This window comes from Vogesella sp., from assembly GCF_046297735.1.
In the GTDB taxonomy this organism is placed as follows: domain Bacteria; phylum Pseudomonadota; class Gammaproteobacteria; order Burkholderiales; family Chromobacteriaceae; genus Vogesella; species Vogesella urethralis.
In genome coordinates this window covers 1-16185 of sequence record NZ_JBKBHK010000015.1, presented here as the reverse complement: position 1 = coordinate 16185, position 16185 = coordinate 1, and the positions used below count along the sequence as shown (strand labels likewise).

At 63.9% G+C, this 16185-nt stretch carries 14 protein-coding genes; 6 read left to right on the top strand and 8 right to left on the bottom strand.

Annotation, left to right across the window (positions count from 1 at the left end):
* Window positions 1-37 precede the first annotated feature (37 nt).
* The 6 genes from ACK4FZ_RS14725 to ACK4FZ_RS14700 all read left to right on the top strand — a co-directional run bounded on the left by ACK4FZ_RS14725 (window position 38) and on the right by ACK4FZ_RS14700 (window position 5163).
* Window positions 38-967 carry a branched-chain amino acid ABC transporter permease gene (locus ACK4FZ_RS14725; protein WP_409822112.1) on the top strand — a complete coding sequence of 310 codons (930 nt, stop codon included), beginning with the start codon at window positions 38-40 and terminating at the stop codon, window positions 965-967.
* Between the two features lie 18 nt (window positions 968-985).
* A complete protein-coding gene (locus tag ACK4FZ_RS14720; RefSeq protein ID WP_409822110.1) occupies window positions 986-2044 on the top strand; it encodes an ABC transporter permease subunit in 1059 nt (352 codons plus the stop codon).
* 3 nt (window positions 2045-2047) lie between these two features.
* A complete protein-coding gene (locus ACK4FZ_RS14715; protein ID WP_409822109.1) occupies window positions 2048-2818 on the top strand; it encodes an ABC transporter ATP-binding protein in 771 nt (256 codons plus the stop codon).
* Window positions 2815-3525, top strand: a complete 711-nt coding sequence (locus ACK4FZ_RS14710) for an ABC transporter ATP-binding protein (RefSeq protein WP_409822107.1) — start codon at window positions 2815-2817, stop codon at window positions 3523-3525. Before ACK4FZ_RS14715 ends, ACK4FZ_RS14710 begins: the two co-directional genes overlap by 4 nt.
* A 107-nt stretch (window positions 3526-3632) precedes the next feature.
* Window positions 3633-4406 carry a YdcF family protein gene (locus ACK4FZ_RS14705; protein ID WP_409822105.1) on the top strand — a complete coding sequence of 258 codons (774 nt, stop codon included), beginning with the start codon at window positions 3633-3635 and terminating at the stop codon, window positions 4404-4406.
* A 4-nt stretch (window positions 4407-4410) separates the two neighbouring features.
* Window positions 4411-5163 carry a competence/damage-inducible protein A gene (locus ACK4FZ_RS14700; RefSeq protein WP_409822103.1) on the top strand — a complete coding sequence of 251 codons (753 nt, stop codon included), beginning with the start codon at window positions 4411-4413 and terminating at the stop codon, window positions 5161-5163.
* 376 nt (window positions 5164-5539) lie between these two features.
* Here ACK4FZ_RS14700 and ACK4FZ_RS14695 read toward each other — a convergent pair whose 3' ends face one another.
* The 8 genes from ACK4FZ_RS14695 to ACK4FZ_RS14660 form a co-directional block, all read right to left on the bottom strand.
* The gene (locus ACK4FZ_RS14695) at window positions 5540-7282 is read right to left on the bottom strand and encodes a DEAD/DEAH box helicase (RefSeq protein WP_409822101.1); all 1743 of its coding nucleotides are present in this window, start codon (window positions 7280-7282) and stop codon (window positions 5540-5542) included.
* Window positions 7283-7547: 265 nt separating this feature from the next.
* A complete protein-coding gene (gene mmsB / locus ACK4FZ_RS14690; protein ID WP_409822099.1) occupies window positions 7548-8435 on the bottom strand; it encodes a 3-hydroxyisobutyrate dehydrogenase in 888 nt (295 codons plus the stop codon).
* A gap of 22 nt (window positions 8436-8457) precedes the next feature.
* Window positions 8458-9579 carry an enoyl-CoA hydratase/isomerase family protein gene (locus ACK4FZ_RS14685; RefSeq protein ID WP_409822097.1) on the bottom strand — a complete coding sequence of 374 codons (1122 nt, stop codon included), beginning with the start codon at window positions 9577-9579 and terminating at the stop codon, window positions 8458-8460.
* 167 nt (window positions 9580-9746) lie between these two features.
* On the bottom strand, window positions 9747-10526 hold the full coding sequence (locus ACK4FZ_RS14680; RefSeq protein WP_409822095.1) for an enoyl-CoA hydratase: 780 nt from the start codon (window positions 10524-10526) through the stop codon (window positions 9747-9749).
* A gap of 177 nt (window positions 10527-10703) precedes the next feature.
* Window positions 10704-11864, bottom strand: coding sequence for an acyl-CoA dehydrogenase family protein (locus ACK4FZ_RS14675; RefSeq protein WP_409822093.1), 1161 nt, complete (start codon window positions 11862-11864; stop codon window positions 10704-10706).
* A gap of 65 nt (window positions 11865-11929) precedes the next feature.
* Window positions 11930-13429, bottom strand: a complete 1500-nt coding sequence (locus ACK4FZ_RS14670; protein WP_409822092.1) for a CoA-acylating methylmalonate-semialdehyde dehydrogenase — start codon at window positions 13427-13429, stop codon at window positions 11930-11932.
* 221 nt (window positions 13430-13650) lie between these two features.
* The gene (locus ACK4FZ_RS14665) at window positions 13651-14886 is read right to left on the bottom strand and encodes a phenylacetate--CoA ligase family protein (protein WP_409822090.1); all 1236 of its coding nucleotides are present in this window, start codon (window positions 14884-14886) and stop codon (window positions 13651-13653) included.
* A gap of 333 nt (window positions 14887-15219) precedes the next feature.
* Window positions 15220-16038: an ABC transporter ATP-binding protein gene (locus ACK4FZ_RS14660; protein ID WP_144373062.1), complete on the bottom strand. Its 819-nt coding sequence runs from the start codon at window positions 16036-16038 to the stop codon at window positions 15220-15222.
* Window positions 16039-16185: the final 147 nt, after the last annotated feature.

The window sequence follows — 16185 nt, the reverse complement described above, 5'->3', positions numbered from 1 at the left end:
AAAGCTGTCGGGACCATCAATCTAAGGAGATCCCACCGTGGACATTTTTCTGCAACAGATCCTGAATGGACTAGTGCTGGGCAGTATTTATGCCCTGATCGCACTGGGCTATACCATGGTGTACGGGATCATGGGCCTCATCAACTTTGCGCACGGCGAAGTGGTGATGTTTGGCGCCATGGTTACCATCACCGTCATTTCCGTGCTGATGAACGCTGGCGTCGTGCTGCCTGGCCCCTTGTTGGTGCTGGTAGGCTTGCTGGTCGCCATTCCTGCGTGCATGTTGCTCGGTTTTACCATCGAGCGCGTGGCCTACCGCCCGCTGCGCAATGCGCCGCGTCTGGCGCCGCTGATTACTGCGATTGGTCTGTCCATCGTGCTGCAGCAGGTGGCCATCCTGATCTGGGGCCGCAATTACATCCCGTTCCCGCCTATCCTCAGCCATGAGACCATCGATGTGTTCGGTGCCACCATCACCAAGCTGCAAGTCGGCATCGTGGTGCTGTGTCTGGTCATGATGGTAGGTCTGCTGCTCGTAGTAGAGAAAACCAAATTGGGCCGCGCCATGCGCGCTACCAGCCAGAACCCGGCAGTGGCCGGCCTGATGGGTGTGAACGTCAACACCATCATTTCTGCCACTTTCGTGATGGGTTCGGCACTGGGTGCCATTGCTGGCGTGATGGTAGCAACCAACTACGACCAGGCCCACTACTACATGGGCTTCATGATCGGTCTGAAAGCGTTTACCGCAGCGGTACTGGGGGGCATCGGCAACCTGGGTGGCGCAGTGGCAGGCGGTATCCTGCTGGGTATCATCGAAAGTCTGGGTGCCGGTTACATCGGCGACCTGACCGGTGGTTTCCTGGGCTCGCACTATCAGGACATCTTTGCCTTCATGGTGCTGATTGCTGTGCTGATCTTCCGTCCGTCCGGCCTGCTGGGCGAAAAGATGGCCGATCGCGCTTAACACGGGGTACGTTTCGCTATGAATACCAACAAAAAACTCGGCGTGTTCATTGCCTCGGCCATCGTGCTGGCAGTGCTGCCTTTCGTGGTGGGTAGCACCCTGGGTAACTCCTGGGTTCGCACCATCGACTTCGCCTTGCTGTACGTGATGCTGGCGCTGGGCCTTAACATCGTGGTGGGTTTTGCCGGCCTGCTGGACTTGGGTTTCATCGCCTTCTACGCCGTCGGTGCTTACACCTTTGCGCTGCTGGGCTCGCCTCACTTCGACATCCACCTGCCGTTCTACATCACCATTCCGCTGGGGGCGCTGTTTGCGGCCATCTTCGGTTTGCTGCTGGGTACGCCGGTGCTGCGCTTGAAGGGTGACTACCTGGCTATCGTGACCCTGGGTTTCGGCGAGATCATTCGTATCTTCATGAACAACCTGAACGCGCCGTTCAACCTGACCAACGGCCCACAGGGTATCAACCTGATCGACCCGATCCAGATTGGCGGTATTTCGCTGGGCAAGTCCATCGAGATCGGCAGCTTCACGCTGAACCCGGTACACATGTACTACTACCTGTTCCTGATCCTGACCGTCGGTGTGGTCATCATGGCCTACCGCCTGCAGCACTCCCGTATCGGCCGTGCCTGGGTAGCCATGCGTGAAGACCAGATCGCTGCGTCGGCGATGGGTCTGAACATCCGCAACATCAAATTGCTGGCTTTTGCCCTGGGCGCGCTGTCCGGTGGTGTAGCTGGTGGCCTGTTTGCTTCCTTCCAGGGCTTCATCTCGCCGGAATCGTTCGGCTTGCTGGAGTCGATCATGATCCTCGCCATGGTGGTATTGGGCGGCATGGGTCACATCCCGGGTGTGATTCTGGGCGCGGTGGTCCTGACCATTGCACCGGAAATCCTGCGTGATGTGATTGGCCCGCTGCAGATGCACGCCTTCGGCAAGATGATTGTCGACCCGGAAAACGCCCGTATGCTGCTGTTCGGTCTGGCCATGGTGATCATGATGCTGACCCGTCCGGAAGGCATGTGGCCGTCCAAGCGCCGCAAGGCCGAGTTTGAAGATGCCAAGAAAGGTTAAGCCATGGCTGAAGTACTGCTGAAAATCGAAGGCATCCACAAACGCTTTGGTGGCCTTCACGCGCTGAACAATGTAGCGCTGCATATCAACAAGGGTGAGATCTACGGCCTGATCGGCCCGAACGGTGCCGGTAAGACTACCATGTTCAACGTGTTGACCGGTCTGTACACCCCGGATGAAGGTGTGTTCACCTTCGATGGTAAAGACCTGTTCCGTGCGCCGCCGCATGTGGTGGTGGCAAGCGGTATTGCCCGTACCTTCCAGAACATCCGTCTGTTCCATGAAATGACGGCACTGGAGAACGTGATGGTTGGCCGCCATATCCGCTCCAAAGCGGGGGCGCTGGGTGCCATCCTTCGTAACAAGGCGACCCGTGACGAGGAAGCAGCCATCGAAGCCAAAGCCTGGGAGCTGCTGAAGTACGTGGGTATCGAGGATGTGGCACACGAGCGTGCCCGTAACCTGTCGTACGGCCATCAGCGCCGTTTGGAAATCGCTCGTGCGCTGGCGACCGAGCCCAAGCTGCTGGCGCTGGACGAACCGGCGGCCGGCATGAACCCGAAGGAAACCGAAGACCTGAAGGCATTGATGGAGAAGATCCGCAACGACGGCGTGACAGTGCTGCTGATCGAACACGACGTGAAGCTGATGATGGGCCTGTGCGACCGTATTGCCGTGCTGGACTACGGCAAGAAGATCGCCGAAGGCGTGCCGGAAGTGGTGCGCAAGGATCCGAAAGTCATTGAAGCTTACCTGGGAGCGGCACACTCATGAGCCTGTTGGACGTCAAAAACCTGCAAGTGTCTTACGGCGGCATTCAGGCCGTTCGTGGCATCGATTTTCATATCAACAAGGGCGAGTTGGTCACCCTGATCGGTGCCAACGGCGCCGGCAAGACCACCACGCTGAAGACCCTGGTGGGGATGGTGAAAAAGTCCGGTGGCTCCATCACGTTTGATGGCAAGGAAACCGACAGCATCGCCTCCTACAACTTCGTGCGTAACGGTCTGGTGATGGTACCGGAAGGCCGTGGCATCTTCGGCAAGCTGACTGTCGAGGAAAACCTGCAGATGGGTGGCTACCACCGTAACGACAAGGACGGTATCCAGCGCGACATCGAACGCGGTTACGAGCTGTTCCCGCGTCTGAAGGAGCGCCAGAAGCAGCTGGCCGGTACGCTGTCCGGTGGCGAGCAGCAGATGGTGGCGATGGCACGTGCCATCATCTCCCAGCCCAAGCTGCTGCTGCTGGACGAGCCGTCGATGGGTCTGGCCCCGCTGATCGTGGAGAAGATCTTCGAGATCATCCAGACGGTAGCCAAGGAAGGCGTGACCATGCTGCTGGTAGAGCAGAACGCCAAGCTGGCGCTGGAAGTGTCGCAGCGCGGTTACGTCATGGAAAGCGGCCGCATCACCATGAGCGGCCCGGCGCAAGAGCTGCTGGCCGACGAGCGCGTGCGTAACGCCTACCTCGGCGACTAAGCAGCGCTGCATGCCCCCCAAACCCCCTGCCCAGGCAGGGGGTTTTTGTTTTGTGCTGCGGCCGGCACTGCCGATATCATGCAGCAGCCTGATGTTTGGAAAACCTGATGACTGCTCAAACCGACACCCTGGTGCTGTGGCACCAACTGCTGGGCGCGCTGATATTGCCGCCACTGGTTTACCTGCTGCCTGCGCTGGCTGCCTTACTCTGTTTGCGCCGCCGCCCGCTGCTGCAATACGGTGTGCTGGGCATGATGGCGCTGCTGGCCTACCTGCTCAGCCTGCCGGTAACGGCGTTGTGGCTTAATGGCTGGCTGGAGCGCTACCCGCCGCTGACGCTGGCGCAAGCGCGTACGGCCCAAGCCATCGTGGTGATTGGCGGCGGCGTCAAGCCGGCGCCGGAGTACGCGGCCAACGTGCTGAGCGGCGCGGCTAACCAGCGCCTGCAATACGGCGCCTGGCTGTCGCGGCAGACCGGCCTGCCTTTACTGCTATCCGGTGGTGCACCGTTGGGGGGCGAGCCGGAGGCGGTGGTGATGGCGCGTGTACTGCAGCAGCACTACGGGCTGAGTGCGCGCTGGCAGGAGCCGGCCTCGCGTACCACACTCGAAAATGCCCGTTATAGCCAGGCGCTGCTGGCGCGTGATGGTGTGCAGCGCATCGTGCTGATAACCCAGGCCTGGCACATGCCGCGGGCGTTGCCGTTCTTTGCACAGGCCGGTCTGCAGGTGTTGCCGGGGTCCACCGGCTATGTGCGTTACGACGGCCAAGGCTTGGTGCTGTGGCTGCCTTCCGGTGTGGCGATGCAGCAAACCCATCAGGCACTGCGCGAGCTTGTTGGAATGTTGTACTATACAATACGTCAACAACTTGGAAGCTGAAACCATGAAAACCGGTGCCTTGATCATTGGTGACGAACTGTTGTCCGGCAAACGCCAGGACAAGCACATGCAGTCGTTGATCCGCATGTTGGCCGCGCGCGGCATGAAGCTGGCGTGGGCCGAGTACCTGGGCGACGACCCGGCACGTATCGAAGCCGCCTTGCGTCGTGCGTTTGCCAGTGGCGACCTGGTGTTCAGCTTTGGTGGCATCGGGGCCACCCCCGACGATCACACCCGCGCCTGTGCAGCGGCTGCGCTGGGCGAGCCGCTGACCGTGCACCCCGAGGCCCGGGCGCTGATCGAAGGCCGTTTTGGCGACGAAGCCTACCCGCACCGCATCAATATGGGCACCTTCCCGGCCAGCGCCAGCATCATCCCCAACCCGATCAACCAGATTCCCGGCTTCAGCTGCGCCAACGTGCACTTTGTGCCCGGCTTCCCGAATATGGCGTGGCCGATGGTGGAATGGGTGCTGGATACCCACTACCGCCAGCTGTTCAGCGACAGCCCGGACGTCGAGCGCGGCTGCATTGCGCTGGACGCACGCGAAGGCGACCTGATCAGCCTGATGCAGGACTTTGTCGCCCGCTACCCGGCTTTGCGTCTGTCCAGCCTGCCCAGTTTCGGCAACGAGCGTATTGCGCAGATGCACATCGAGTTCGGTTTCAGCGGGCAGCCGGCGCTGGTGGATATCGCACTGAGCGAATGGCAAAAAGCGCTGCAAGCCAAGGGCTATACCGTACAGCCCAAAGTCTGAGTACCCGTCATCGCAAGCTTGGCCAAAACGCAAGCTGCCAAGCTTATGATGCGTGACAGGCGGCTTTGCTCGATGTTGCCTGAGCAAAGCCGTAGCGTACATTCTCTGCCATTGTCCTATTTGCATTGCAATAATGGCATCTCCCGTCCGCCAGCCCTTACGGGCACTATATGGCAAAGGGCTGGCCTTAGCCCGGCTGGGTGACGGTTTGCCTCAGCAAGCCCGGCAACGTTTGCCGGGTGCCGGCCGCGATTACCGGCATCCTGGCTTTGCCGCGCCGCTATCGGACAAGCCGACCTGGGCCTGATCATCGTCACAAGAAAAAAGCCCCGACTCGCCATGGCAAGTCGGGGCTTTCGCGTCGTGCTGCCGTGGCTTACGGCTTGCGCTTTGGCGCGCTGAACAACGCCGATTGCTGCTGGCGCGGTTTGCCGCCACGGCCATTGCCGAAGCCTTGGCCGCCCTGGTTGCGCGCAGGCTGGCCCATGCCGTTACCGGCTTGCTGGCGCGGTTTGCGCGTCGGCAATGTGCCCATGCCCAGTTCGTGCATGGTCAGCGTCGGTTGGCGCGGGCCGTCATCGTAGTAGAAGTTGCCGTTCGGCTCGCCTTGCGGCTGCTTGTTGCGCGGTTTTTCCTGACGCGGCTGGCGCGCCTTGTCGGCGGCCTTGGCTTGCTGCGGCTGCGCATCGCCACGCGGCTTGCTGCCCTGGCCGTTGCGACGGCCTTCGCCGTTTTGGCCAGCGGGCTTGCGGGCGCCTTGTGCCGCTTGTTCGCCTGCCGGTTTGGCAGCACGCGGGGCGCGTTTTTCTTGCGCCTGGCCTTCAGCCTTGTCGGCAGCCGGTTTGCCCTGGCGCTGACGGTTGTTGCTGCCGCCGCCACGACGGTTGTTGCTGCCGCCTTTGGGGGCGGTAGTCGGGGTGAGGGCGCCGTGGATGTAGCGGCCAAGGCCGATTTCGATGGCTTGCGGCTCGGCGTCCGGGTCCGCTTCGAAGCCCGGTACCGTAAAGCGTTCGATGCTCTGCTTGGTCAGCTTTTCGATATCGCGCAGGAAGCCCAGCTCGTCGACGCATACCAGCGAGATGGCTTCGCCCTGGCAGCCCGCACGGCCGGTGCGGCCAATGCGGTGTACGTAGTCTTCCGGCACGTTGGGCAGCTCGTAGTTCACCACGTGCGGCAGTTCTTCGATGTCCAGGCCGCGGGCGGCGATATCGGTGGCGACCAGTACCGGCAGGCTGCCATCCTTGAAGCCGGCCAGCGCCTTGGTGCGGGCACCCTGACTCTTATTGCCGTGGATGGCCATGCTGGCGATGCCGGCTTTTTCCAGTTTCTCGGCCAGGCGGTTGGCGCCGTGTTTGGTACGGGTGAAGACCAGTACCTGGTGCCAGTCACCGGCCTTGATCATTTCGATCAGCAGTTCGGTCTTGCGGTCACGGTCCACCAGATGCACCTTCTGGGTGATCTGTTCGTTAGTTTGGTTCGGGCGGGCCACTTCTACCAGCTTGGGCTGGTTCAGCAGCTTGTCGGCCAGGGTCTTGATCTCTTTCGAGAAGGTGGCCGAGAACAGCAGGTTCTGGCGTTCGGCCGGCAGCAGGGCCAGCACTTTTTTGATGTCGTGGATGAAGCCCATGTCCAGCATGCGGTCGGCTTCGTCCAGCACCAGGATCTCTACGCCGGACAGGTCGACGGTTTTCTGGCCGGCGTGGTCCAGCAGGCGGCCCGGGGTGGCCACCAGGATGTCTACCGGCTTGCGCAGGGCGGCGATTTGCGGGTTGATGCCGACACCGCCGAACATCACCATCGATTTCAGCGGCAGGTATTTGCCGTACTCGCGGACCGATTCTTCAACCTGGGCGGCCAGTTCGCGGGTGGGGGTCAGTACCAGCGCGCGCGGACGGCCTTTCTGTTTGGACGGTTTGTCCATCAGGCGGTGCAGCAGCGGCAGGGTGAAGCCGGCGGTTTTGCCGGTGCCGGTCTGGGCGGCGGCCAACAGGTCGCCGCCTTGCAGCACTTGCGGAATGGCTTGCGCCTGAATCGGGGTGGGGCTGGTGTAACCGGTGTCGGCCACGGCACGCAGCAGCGGCTCGGCCAGACCTAGTGCGTCAAAAGTCAGTTCGGACATTTATTGTGCAATCAGGGTGTCTGCCCATTGCAATGGCAATACCAATCCGGGCGGACAAATCAATTAGTTCAAGGGGTGGGCCGGCAGGCTGCCTGGCCAGAGGGGTGTCGCGTTGATTGGTGGGGACGCGAAGATGCAAGTGTACATTGAATAGCGCTGCCATGTGAGCAAACCGCATGGTTTTATAGCAAATATTCAAAATGCAACGGCTGCCCAGCGCCATCAAGGCAGCTTGGCAGCCGTATGCCGGTGCGTGGCCGGCGCCTTAGCGTGCGGCGAAGTGCTGCACGATGCTGGAGAAATCCAGCTTGCCGTTGCCGGCCGCTACGTGCTGCTCAAACAGCTGCTGCGCCTGGCTGCCCATCGGGTTGGCCGCCTGGCTCTGGCTGGCGGTTTCGCTGGCCAGGCGCAGGTCTTTCAGCATCAGCTCGCTCATGAAGCCGCCGCTATAGCCACGGTTGGCGGGGGCCATGTCCATCACGCCGGGCCATGGGTTGTAGCGATCCAGCACCCAGTTGCTGCCAGAACTGTTGCCCATGATTTGCGACAGCACGGCCGGGTCCAGCCCGTTTTGTACGCCCAGCGCCAGCGCTTCGGCGGTGCCGGCCATCAGGATGCCCAACAGCATGTTGTTGCACACCTTGGCGGTTTGGCCGGCACCGGCAGCGCCGGCGTGGAACAGGTTTTTGCCCATGCTGGCCAGCAGCGGGCGCGCGGCTTCCACGTTGGCCGCATCGCCGCCGATCATGAAGGTGAGGGTGCCGGCGGCGGCACCGGCGGTGCCACCGGACACCGGCGCGTCCAGAAAGCGCAGCCCGGCCGCGGCGGCGGCTTCGGCCACGCCACGCGCGGTGTGGGCGGCGATGGTGCTGCAGTCGATCACCAGCGTGCCGGTCGGCAGGCGGGCAAACAGGCCGCTTTCGCCCAGGTACAGGCTTTCCACGTGCTGGCCGGCGGGCAGCATCGAGATGATGACCTCGGCGCCGTCAATGGCGTGGGCCACGCTGTCTGCCGGGCGGCCGCCGGCAGCGGCGAAGTGTTCCAGTGCGGTAGCGGACAGGTCGAAACCGTTGACCATGTGGCCGGCTTTCACCAGGTTGGCCGCCATCGGGCCGCCCATATTGCCCAGGCCGATAAATGCGATTTGCGTCATTTTGTGTCCTTGCTTCGGGTGATCAGGCCAGCGCGGCCAGCGGGTGGTCGGCAGCGCGCCAGGGTTGGGTAAAGTGGCCGGCCACGGTGTGGTTGTCCACGTCGGCCAGCGTGGGGCGGGCCCATTTGGGTTGACGGTCCTTGTCTACCAGCAGCGCCCGCACGCCTTCGCGGAATTCCGGGCCAGCGCAGAAGTTCAGCGACAGCGCCAGCTCCATGCGGAAGACCTCGGCCAGCGACAAATGGCGCGCGCGGCGGAAGATTTCCCAGGTGACGGCGGCGCTGGTGGGGCAGCCGGCCAGGTAGGTCTTGGCGGCTGCGGCCAGCCACGGGTCTTCGAAAGCGGTGTGGCGCAGCGCGTGGTCGATAGCGTGCAGCGAGCCCTTGTTCATCAGCGTGTGGATGGCCGGCAGATTGCGTTGCAGCGCGCTGTCGGCCACGCTGTCGGCGTTGAGGTTCTCCAGCTCGCCCAACAAAGCGGTGAGGCGGGCATGGTTGGCCGCCGGGTCGGCCTGCCAGTGGCTGGCGGCCATCGCCGCCAGCAGTGTGTCCCAGCCACCTTGCGGCAGGATGTGGTCGGCCAGGTTGGCCAGCAGGGCGTCGCGGGCGTTCAGCGGCGCGCCGGTCAGGCCCAGAAACAGCCCGCTTTTGGCCGGCATGCGCTGCAGGAACCAGCTGCCAGCCACGTCCGGGTACAGGCCGATGGTGATTTCCGGCATCGCGATGCGGGTGCTGGCGGTGGCTACGCGGTGGCTGGCGCCGGCCATCAGGCCCAGGCCGCCGCCCATCACGATGCCGCTGCCCCATACCAGCAGCGGTTTGCGATAGGTGTGGATGCGGTAGTCCAGCGCGTACTCGCGGGTGAAGAAGTCTTCGGCCACCGGGTTGGGGTAGCAGTCGTCGGCCAGCAGCGCGTCGCGCAGCGCCCGCACGTCGCCGCCGGCGCAGAAGGCCTTGTCGCCAGCACCGCGCAGCAGCACGGCGGCGATGCCGTCGTCGGCATCCCAGATCGACAGCCGCGCGTCCAGCAAGCGGATCATGTCGAGGTTCAGCGCGTTCAGCGCCTTCTCGGCGTTCAGCGTGGCCACGCCCAGGCGCATGCCGGCGGTGGTGGCGATTTCGTCAAACAGCACAAGCTCGTTCATGGGGTTCCTTGGTAATGGCGAGGTGTTGATACGAAAACCGTCTTGCCACGAAAACCACAAAAGACACGAAACATTTCTCCGCATGGCTCAGGTTTTTTACTGTCTGCCAACGGTAGCCGGGTTGGTTTTACTTTCGTGCTTTTCGTGTTTTTCGTGGCAAAAAAAGATCAGGCGTTCTTCCACACCGGCGTGCGTTTTTCCAGGAAGGCGTTGACGCCTTCGCGCTGGTCTTCGCTGTCGAACAGCTGGGTAAACAGCTCGCGCTCGTGGATCAGGTTGGCCGCAGGCGGCGCATGGCGCGCGCGCTGCACCAGCGTCTTGCAGGCGCTGACCGCCACCGGCGACTGGCGGCCAACCTTGTCGGCCAGCGCTAGCGCTGCGTCGCGGGCGCCACCTTTGGCTACCACTTCTTCCACCAGGCCGATGCGCAGCGCGGTGGCGGCGTCTACCCGCTCGCCGCACAGGATCATGCGTTTGGCCCAGCCTTCGCCCACCAGCCACGGCAGATTCTGCGTGCCGCCGGCGCACGGCAGCAGGCCGACGGCGGCTTCCGGTAGCGCCATCTGCGCCTGCTCTTCGGCAATGCGGATATCGCAGGCCAGCGCGCACTCCAGCCCGCCGCCCATGGCGTAGCCGTTGATGGCGGCAATACTGACGCCACGGAAGCCGGACAGCGCCTCGAAGGCGGCGCCGAAGGCCATGGCGGCGCTGGCGGCGTGGCCTTTGTTGCCGTCGGCAAACTGCTTGAGGTCGGCGCCGGCACTGAAGAATTTTTCACCTTCGCCCGTGATTACCAGTGCGTAGATGCTGCGGTCGGCGTTCAGGTCCGCCACCAGCTGCTGCAGGGCCTGCAGGCTGTCCAGCGTCCAGGTATTGGCCGGCGGGTTGGCGATGGTGACCAGCGCGGTGTGGCCGATCTTTTCCACGTTGAGGTTGGTGTAGGACATGGTGTGGTTTCCTGATTGTGCTGTCGATTTGCTAGCTAAGTAACAGTGCGTTTTGTTTTTGCCACGGAATACACCGAAGGCACGGAAAAGGCAGGCTGCTGTTGTGTGATCTGCCCGGCTTGCCCTCGTTTTTTCCGTGCCTTTCGCGTGTTTTCGTGGCCAATCTGCTTTTGCTCTTTAGCGCAAGCTGTCCAGCGCGCCGTCTTGCAGCAGGCGGCGGGCGGTGATGACGCGCATGATCTCGTTGGTGCCTTCCAGTATCTGGTGCACGCGGTTGTCGCGTACATAGCGTTCCAGCGGGTACTCCTTGATATAGCCATAACCGCCAAACAGTTGCAGCGCTTCATTGGCCACCTTGAAGCCGGTGTCGGTGGCCAGGCGTTTGGCCATGGCGCAGTAGGCGGTGGCGTCGGAGCTGCCGTTGTCCAGCTGCCAGGCGGCCAGGCGCACCATCTGGCGCGCGGCAATCAGCTCGCAGGCCATGTCGGCCAAGCGGAACTGCACGCTTTGCAGCTCGGCCAGCGGCTGACCGAACTGCTGCCGTTCCTGCACGTAGCGGGTGGCGGCTTCCAGCGCGGCCTGGGCGGTGCCCACCGAGCAGGTGGCGATGTTGATGCGGCCGCCGTCCAGCCCTTTCATGGCGAAGGTGAAGCCCTGGCCTTCCTGCCCCAGCAGGTTGGCCGCCGGCACCCGCACGTTGTCGAAGGTGATGGTGCGCGTGGGCTGGCTGTTCCAGCCCATTTTCTTTTCTTTCTTGCCGTAGTGGATGCCGGGCAGGTCGGCGGGTACTACCAGCGCCGAGATGCCTTTGGCGCCCGGCCCGCCGGTGCGCGCCATTACCACCAGCACGTCGGTGCTGCCGGCACCGCTGATGAAGGCCTTGCTGCCGTTCAGCACGTAGTGTTCCCCGTCGCGCTCAGCGCGGGTGCGCAGGTTGGCCGCATCGGAGCCGGCGCCCGGCTCGGTGAGGCAGTAACTGCCAAACTTGTGCCCGGCGGCCAGCGCCGGTACCCATTCTGCCGCCACGTCGGGGCGGGCAAAGCTGCCGATCATCCAGCTCACCATATTGTGGATGGTGAGGTAGGCGGTGGTGCTGGTGCAGCCGGCGGCCAGCGCCTCGAAGATGATGGCGGCGTCTAGCCGTGGCAGGCCCAGGCCGCCGTATTCGGTGGGGGTGTACAGGCCGCAGAAGCCCATTTCGCCGGCGCGGCGCAGCACATCCAGCGGGAAGATTTCCTGTTCGTCCCAGTGTGCGGCGTGCGGCGCCAGCTCGCAGCGGGCAAACTCGCGGGCGCTGTCCTGGAAGGCCAGCTGTTCGTCGCTGAGTGCAAAGTCCATCGTGTTTCCTTTTGCCTGATCTATTGCAAGCGCAGCAGGCTGTATCGCCCGCTGCGCCACGGCACTTACTTCAGCGAGATGGTGGTCTGCACCTTGCCGCTGCTGGCGTCGTCGTCGAACCAGCGGCTGGTGACGGTCTTGGTCTGGGTGTAGAACAGCACCACCTGTTTGCCGTACGGGCCCAGGTCGCCCAGCTTGGACGCGCGCGAGCCGGTAAAGCTGAACAGCGGCACCGGCACCGGAATCGGCACGTTGACGCCCACCTGGCCGACGTCGATGTCTTCCTGGAAGCGGCGGGCGGCGGCGCCGCTCTGGGTGAAGATGGCGGTGCCGTTACCGTTGGGGTTGGCGTTGATCAGCTCGATGGCCTCGTCCAGCGTGTCGGCGGCTATCAGGCACAGTACCGGGCCGAAGATTTCCTGGTCGTAGATGCTCATGCCCGGCTTCACGTCGCTGAAGATGGTGGGGCCGACAAAGTTGCCGCGCGGGTAGCCGGCCACGCTGACCTGGCGGCCGTCCAGCGCCAGCGTGGCGCCTTCGGCGACGCCGCGTTCGATCAGGCCGTGGATGCGTTCGCGCGCAGCGCAGCTGATTACCGGGCCCAGGTCCGGGTTGTCGATGCCGGCGCCCACGCGCAGGCTTTGTGCCTTGGCCACCAGGTCCGGCAGCCACTGTTGCGCCTCGCCCACCAGAATGGCCACGCTCAGCGCCATGCAGCGCTGGCCGGCCGCGCCAAAGGCGGCGCCGGTGAGCTGGTTCAGCGCCTGCTCCTTGTTGGCGTCCGGTAGCACAATGGCGTGGTTTTTGGCGCCCATCATGCACTGCACGCGTTTGCCGGCCAGGCTGGCGCGGTTGTACACGTGGGTGCCGACGCGGGTGGAGCCGACAAAGCTGATGGCCTTGATGTCGGGGTGGTCGCACAGCGCGTTCACCACGTCCGGCCCGCCGTGCACCACATTCAGCACGCCGGCCGGTACGCCGGCCTGCAGCGCCAGCTCTACCAGCCGCATGGTCACCAGCGGGTCTTGTTCCGACGGCTTCAGCACGAAGGTGTTGCCGGTGGCGATGGCCATTGGGAACATCCACAGCGGAATCATGGCCGGGAAGTTGAACGGGGTAATGCCGGCGCACACGCCCAGCGGCTGCATCACGGTGTAGGTGTCCACGCCGCCGGCCACGTTTTCGGCGTACTCGCCCAGCTGCAGGGTGCCGATGTTGGCCGCGTGTTCCACCACTTCCAGCCCGCGGAAGATGTCGCCCTCGGCGTCGGCCAGGGTTTTGCCCTGTTCGGCGGTAAGCAGCGCGGCCAGCTCTTTCATATTGTCGCGGATCAGCTGCTGCAGCTTCAGGAAGATGCGGGCGCGGGTGCCGATCGGGGTTTTCTTCCAGCGTGTGAATGCCGCCTTGCCGGCAGCGATGGCGGCGGCCACTTCGTCGGCGGTGGCCATCGGAACGCGCGCCAGCACTTCTTGGGTGGCCGGGTTCACGACCTCACGCCATTCGGTGGTGCGCGATTCGACAAATTCGCCGCCGATCAGCAGCTTGACGGTGGGCAGGTGCGACATGGGTGTTCTCCTGTGTGGCCGTGTGGGCACGGTTTGAGTATACGTTAACGTAAACGTCAATTGAGTATCAAATTAAAGCAAGTGCTTGGTTTTTTCCACCTTGCATGTTGGCCGCAGGCGGAAAACAAGGGGCGTGTGGCGGTAGTGGTACAGCCGTGCTGGCCGGTGCGGTATGGGCGAGGGGGCGGCCATCGCCCGCACACCGGCCAGCAGCCAGCCGATCAGACCAGGCTGCGCTCGTCGGCGATGATCTTGCCGTCAGCCGGCAAGCTGCCAGGCGCGCACAGGCAGACCTCGCCGCGCAGCTTGGTCAACTCGCGCAGCGTGGCGGCCACGCTGTCGAGGGTAGCGGCGTCGTGCGGGGTAGGGCACTCGGCGTGCAGCGTCATCTGGTCCTGGTGGTCGAGCTGGCGGATCACCAGCCGCACGCGGCCCAGCTGTGGGTGGCGGGCGGCCACCGCGTGGACCTGCTCCGGGTGTACGAACATGCCCTTCACCTTGGCGCTCTGGTCGGCGCGCCCCAGCCAGCCCTGGATGCGCACATTGCTGCGCCCGCACGGCGACGGGCCGGGCAGCGTGGCCGACAGGTCGCCGGTGGCAAAGCGCAGCAGCGGGTAGGCGCTGTCGAAGGTAGTGACCACCACCTCGCCCACTTCGCCGTCGGCGACGGGTTGGCCGCTGCCGGGGCTGACCAGCTCCAGCAGCACGTCTTCGTCTACCACCATGCCGGCGCCGGGCTGGCTTTCGTAGGCGATCAGCCCCAGGTCGGCGGTGGCGTAGCACTGGAACACGGTGACGCCGCGTTCGGCAAACCAGGCGCGCAGGCTAGCCGGTAGGGCTTCGCCGCTGACCAGTGCCTTGTTGAGGCGCGGTAGCGCCACGCCCAGCTGTTCGGCTTTTTCCAGGATCAGCTTCAGGAACGATGGCGTGCCGGTGTAGCCGCTGGCGCCCAGGTCACGCATGGCCTGCACTTGCAGCTCGGTCTGGCCGGTGCCGCCGGGAAACACCGCGCAACCCAGCGCGCGGGCACCGGCGTCCATCATCCAGCCGCCGGGGGTGAAGTGGTAGGAAAAGCCGTTGTGCACCACGTCGCCAGCGCGAAAGCCGGCGGCGTACAGGGCGCGCTGCAGGCGCCAGCCGTTGCCGTGCTGGCCTTGGGGTTCGTACAAGGGGCCGGGAGAGGCAAACAGCCGCGCCATCTGGCCGGGAGGCAGGGTGGCAAAACCGCCAAACGGCGGGCTGGCCTGCTGTGCGGCCAACAGCGCCGATTTGCGCGTCAGCGGCAGCGTGGCCAGCGCGGCCAGGCTGGTGATGCGCTGGCAGTCTACGTCGGCCAGCAGGCGGGCGTAGGCCGGGCTATGGGTTTTGGCGTGCGCCAGCTGGGCCGGCAGGCGTGCCAGCAGCGCAGCCAGCCGGTCGCTGTGGGCGCGGGTTTCCAGTGCGTCGAGATGGGGCATGGTGGCGGTTTCCTGGTTGATGGATGCGTCGTGGCCGTCGCGGCAGCTGTTTCTGGCCACGAAATCCACGAAAAAACACGAACAAGCGCCAACCCCGGGTGTCACCAGGCCGCGTGATGCACCGCATGCAGGGTGCGAGAACGACGCTGCTGCAGGGTGGCACGGCATGAAGCCATGCATGCTTCGACAGGCATCTCACGAACGGCATCCGGCAGCCGCCCGATCCGCCAGCGCCGCAGCGATACGTGCATGGCGTTTCTGGTTTGCCGGGTTTTTTCGTGTCTTTCGTGTTTTTCGTGGCAAAAGGTTAGCCGTTGCTTCCGTGGCAAAACATCACGCCAGCCAGCGTTTGCGGCGGCGGTAGTGCTTGACGTCGCGGAAGCTCTTGCGGCCGTCGCCGCCCAGGCCCAGGTAGAACTCCTTCACGTCCTCGTTGCTGCGCAGGTCGTCGGCGCTGCCGTCCATCACCACACGGCCGTTTTCCAGGATGTAGCCGTAGTGGGCGTATTTCAGCGCCACATTGGTGTTCTGCTCGGCCAGCAGGAAGCTGACGCCTTCCTTTTCGTTCAGCTCGCGCACGATCTCGAAGATTTCCTCCACGATCTGCGGTGCCAGCCCCATCGACGGTTCGTCCAGCAGGATCATGCGCGGGTCGGCCATCATGGCGCGGCCGATGGCCACCATCTGCTGCTCGCCGCCGCTGGTGTAGCCGGCCTGGCTCTGGCGCCGGGTTTTCAGGCGCGGGAAGTAATGGTAAATGCGCTCCAATGCCAGCTTGATCTCGCTGCGGCTGATGGCGCGGGTGTAGGCGCCGGTCAGCAGGTTTTCTTCCACGGTGAGGTGGCCAAAGCAGTGGCGGCCTTCCATCACCTGTACCACGCCCTGGCGCACCAGCTGGTCCGGCGTCAGCGCGTCGATACGTTGGCCGCGAAACTCGATGCTGCCCTTGGTGACGTCGCCGCGTTCCGAGCGTAGCAGGGTGGAGATGGCTTTCAGCGTGGTGCTCTTGCCGGCGCCGTTGGCGCCCAGCAGCGCCACGATCTGGCCTTCCGGTACGTCCAGCGACACGCCTTTGAGTACCAGGATCACGTGGTTGTAGATGACTTCGATATTGTTGACCGACAGCAGGTAGGGCGTAGGCGTTGCTTGCATGGCGGGGCTCCTTCCGGGGCCGGGGCCGCTGCCCCGGCCGGGTGGGTCTGGTGGGTGTGGCTTATTTCTCGGCAGCACAATCGCGCAGGGTGATGCCTTTTTCCTTCACGTATTTCTCGACCGAGGCCTTGATCAGCGGCAGCGTGA

Coding starts and splice junctions, on each gene's coding strand:
- ACK4FZ_RS14660 (WP_144373062.1), bottom strand. CDS start 16,038: ATGCAAGCAACGCCTACGCCCTACCTGCTGTCGGTCAACAATATCGAA.
- ACK4FZ_RS14685 (WP_409822097.1), bottom strand. CDS start 9,579: ATGAACGAGCTTGTGCTGTTTGACGAAATCGCCACCACCGCCGGCATG.
- ACK4FZ_RS14700 (WP_409822103.1), top strand. CDS start 4,411: ATGAAAACCGGTGCCTTGATCATTGGTGACGAACTGTTGTCCGGCAAA.
- mmsB (WP_409822099.1), bottom strand. CDS start 8,435: ATGACGCAAATCGCATTTATCGGCCTGGGCAATATGGGCGGCCCGATG.
- ACK4FZ_RS14680 (WP_409822095.1), bottom strand. CDS start 10,526: ATGTCCTACACCAACCTCAACGTGGAAAAGATCGGCCACACCGCGCTG.
- ACK4FZ_RS14670 (WP_409822092.1), bottom strand. CDS start 13,429: ATGTCGCACCTGCCCACCGTCAAGCTGCTGATCGGCGGCGAATTTGTC.
- ACK4FZ_RS14675 (WP_409822093.1), bottom strand. CDS start 11,864: ATGGACTTTGCACTCAGCGACGAACAGCTGGCCTTCCAGGACAGCGCC.
- ACK4FZ_RS14665 (WP_409822090.1), bottom strand. CDS start 14,886: ATGCCCCATCTCGACGCACTGGAAACCCGCGCCCACAGCGACCGGCTG.
- ACK4FZ_RS14710 (WP_409822107.1), top strand. CDS start 2,815: ATGAGCCTGTTGGACGTCAAAAACCTGCAAGTGTCTTACGGCGGCATT.
- ACK4FZ_RS14715 (WP_409822109.1), top strand. CDS start 2,048: ATGGCTGAAGTACTGCTGAAAATCGAAGGCATCCACAAACGCTTTGGT.
- ACK4FZ_RS14705 (WP_409822105.1), top strand. CDS start 3,633: ATGACTGCTCAAACCGACACCCTGGTGCTGTGGCACCAACTGCTGGGC.
- ACK4FZ_RS14695 (WP_409822101.1), bottom strand. CDS start 7,282: ATGTCCGAACTGACTTTTGACGCACTAGGTCTGGCCGAGCCGCTGCTG.
- ACK4FZ_RS14720 (WP_409822110.1), top strand. CDS start 986: ATGAATACCAACAAAAAACTCGGCGTGTTCATTGCCTCGGCCATCGTG.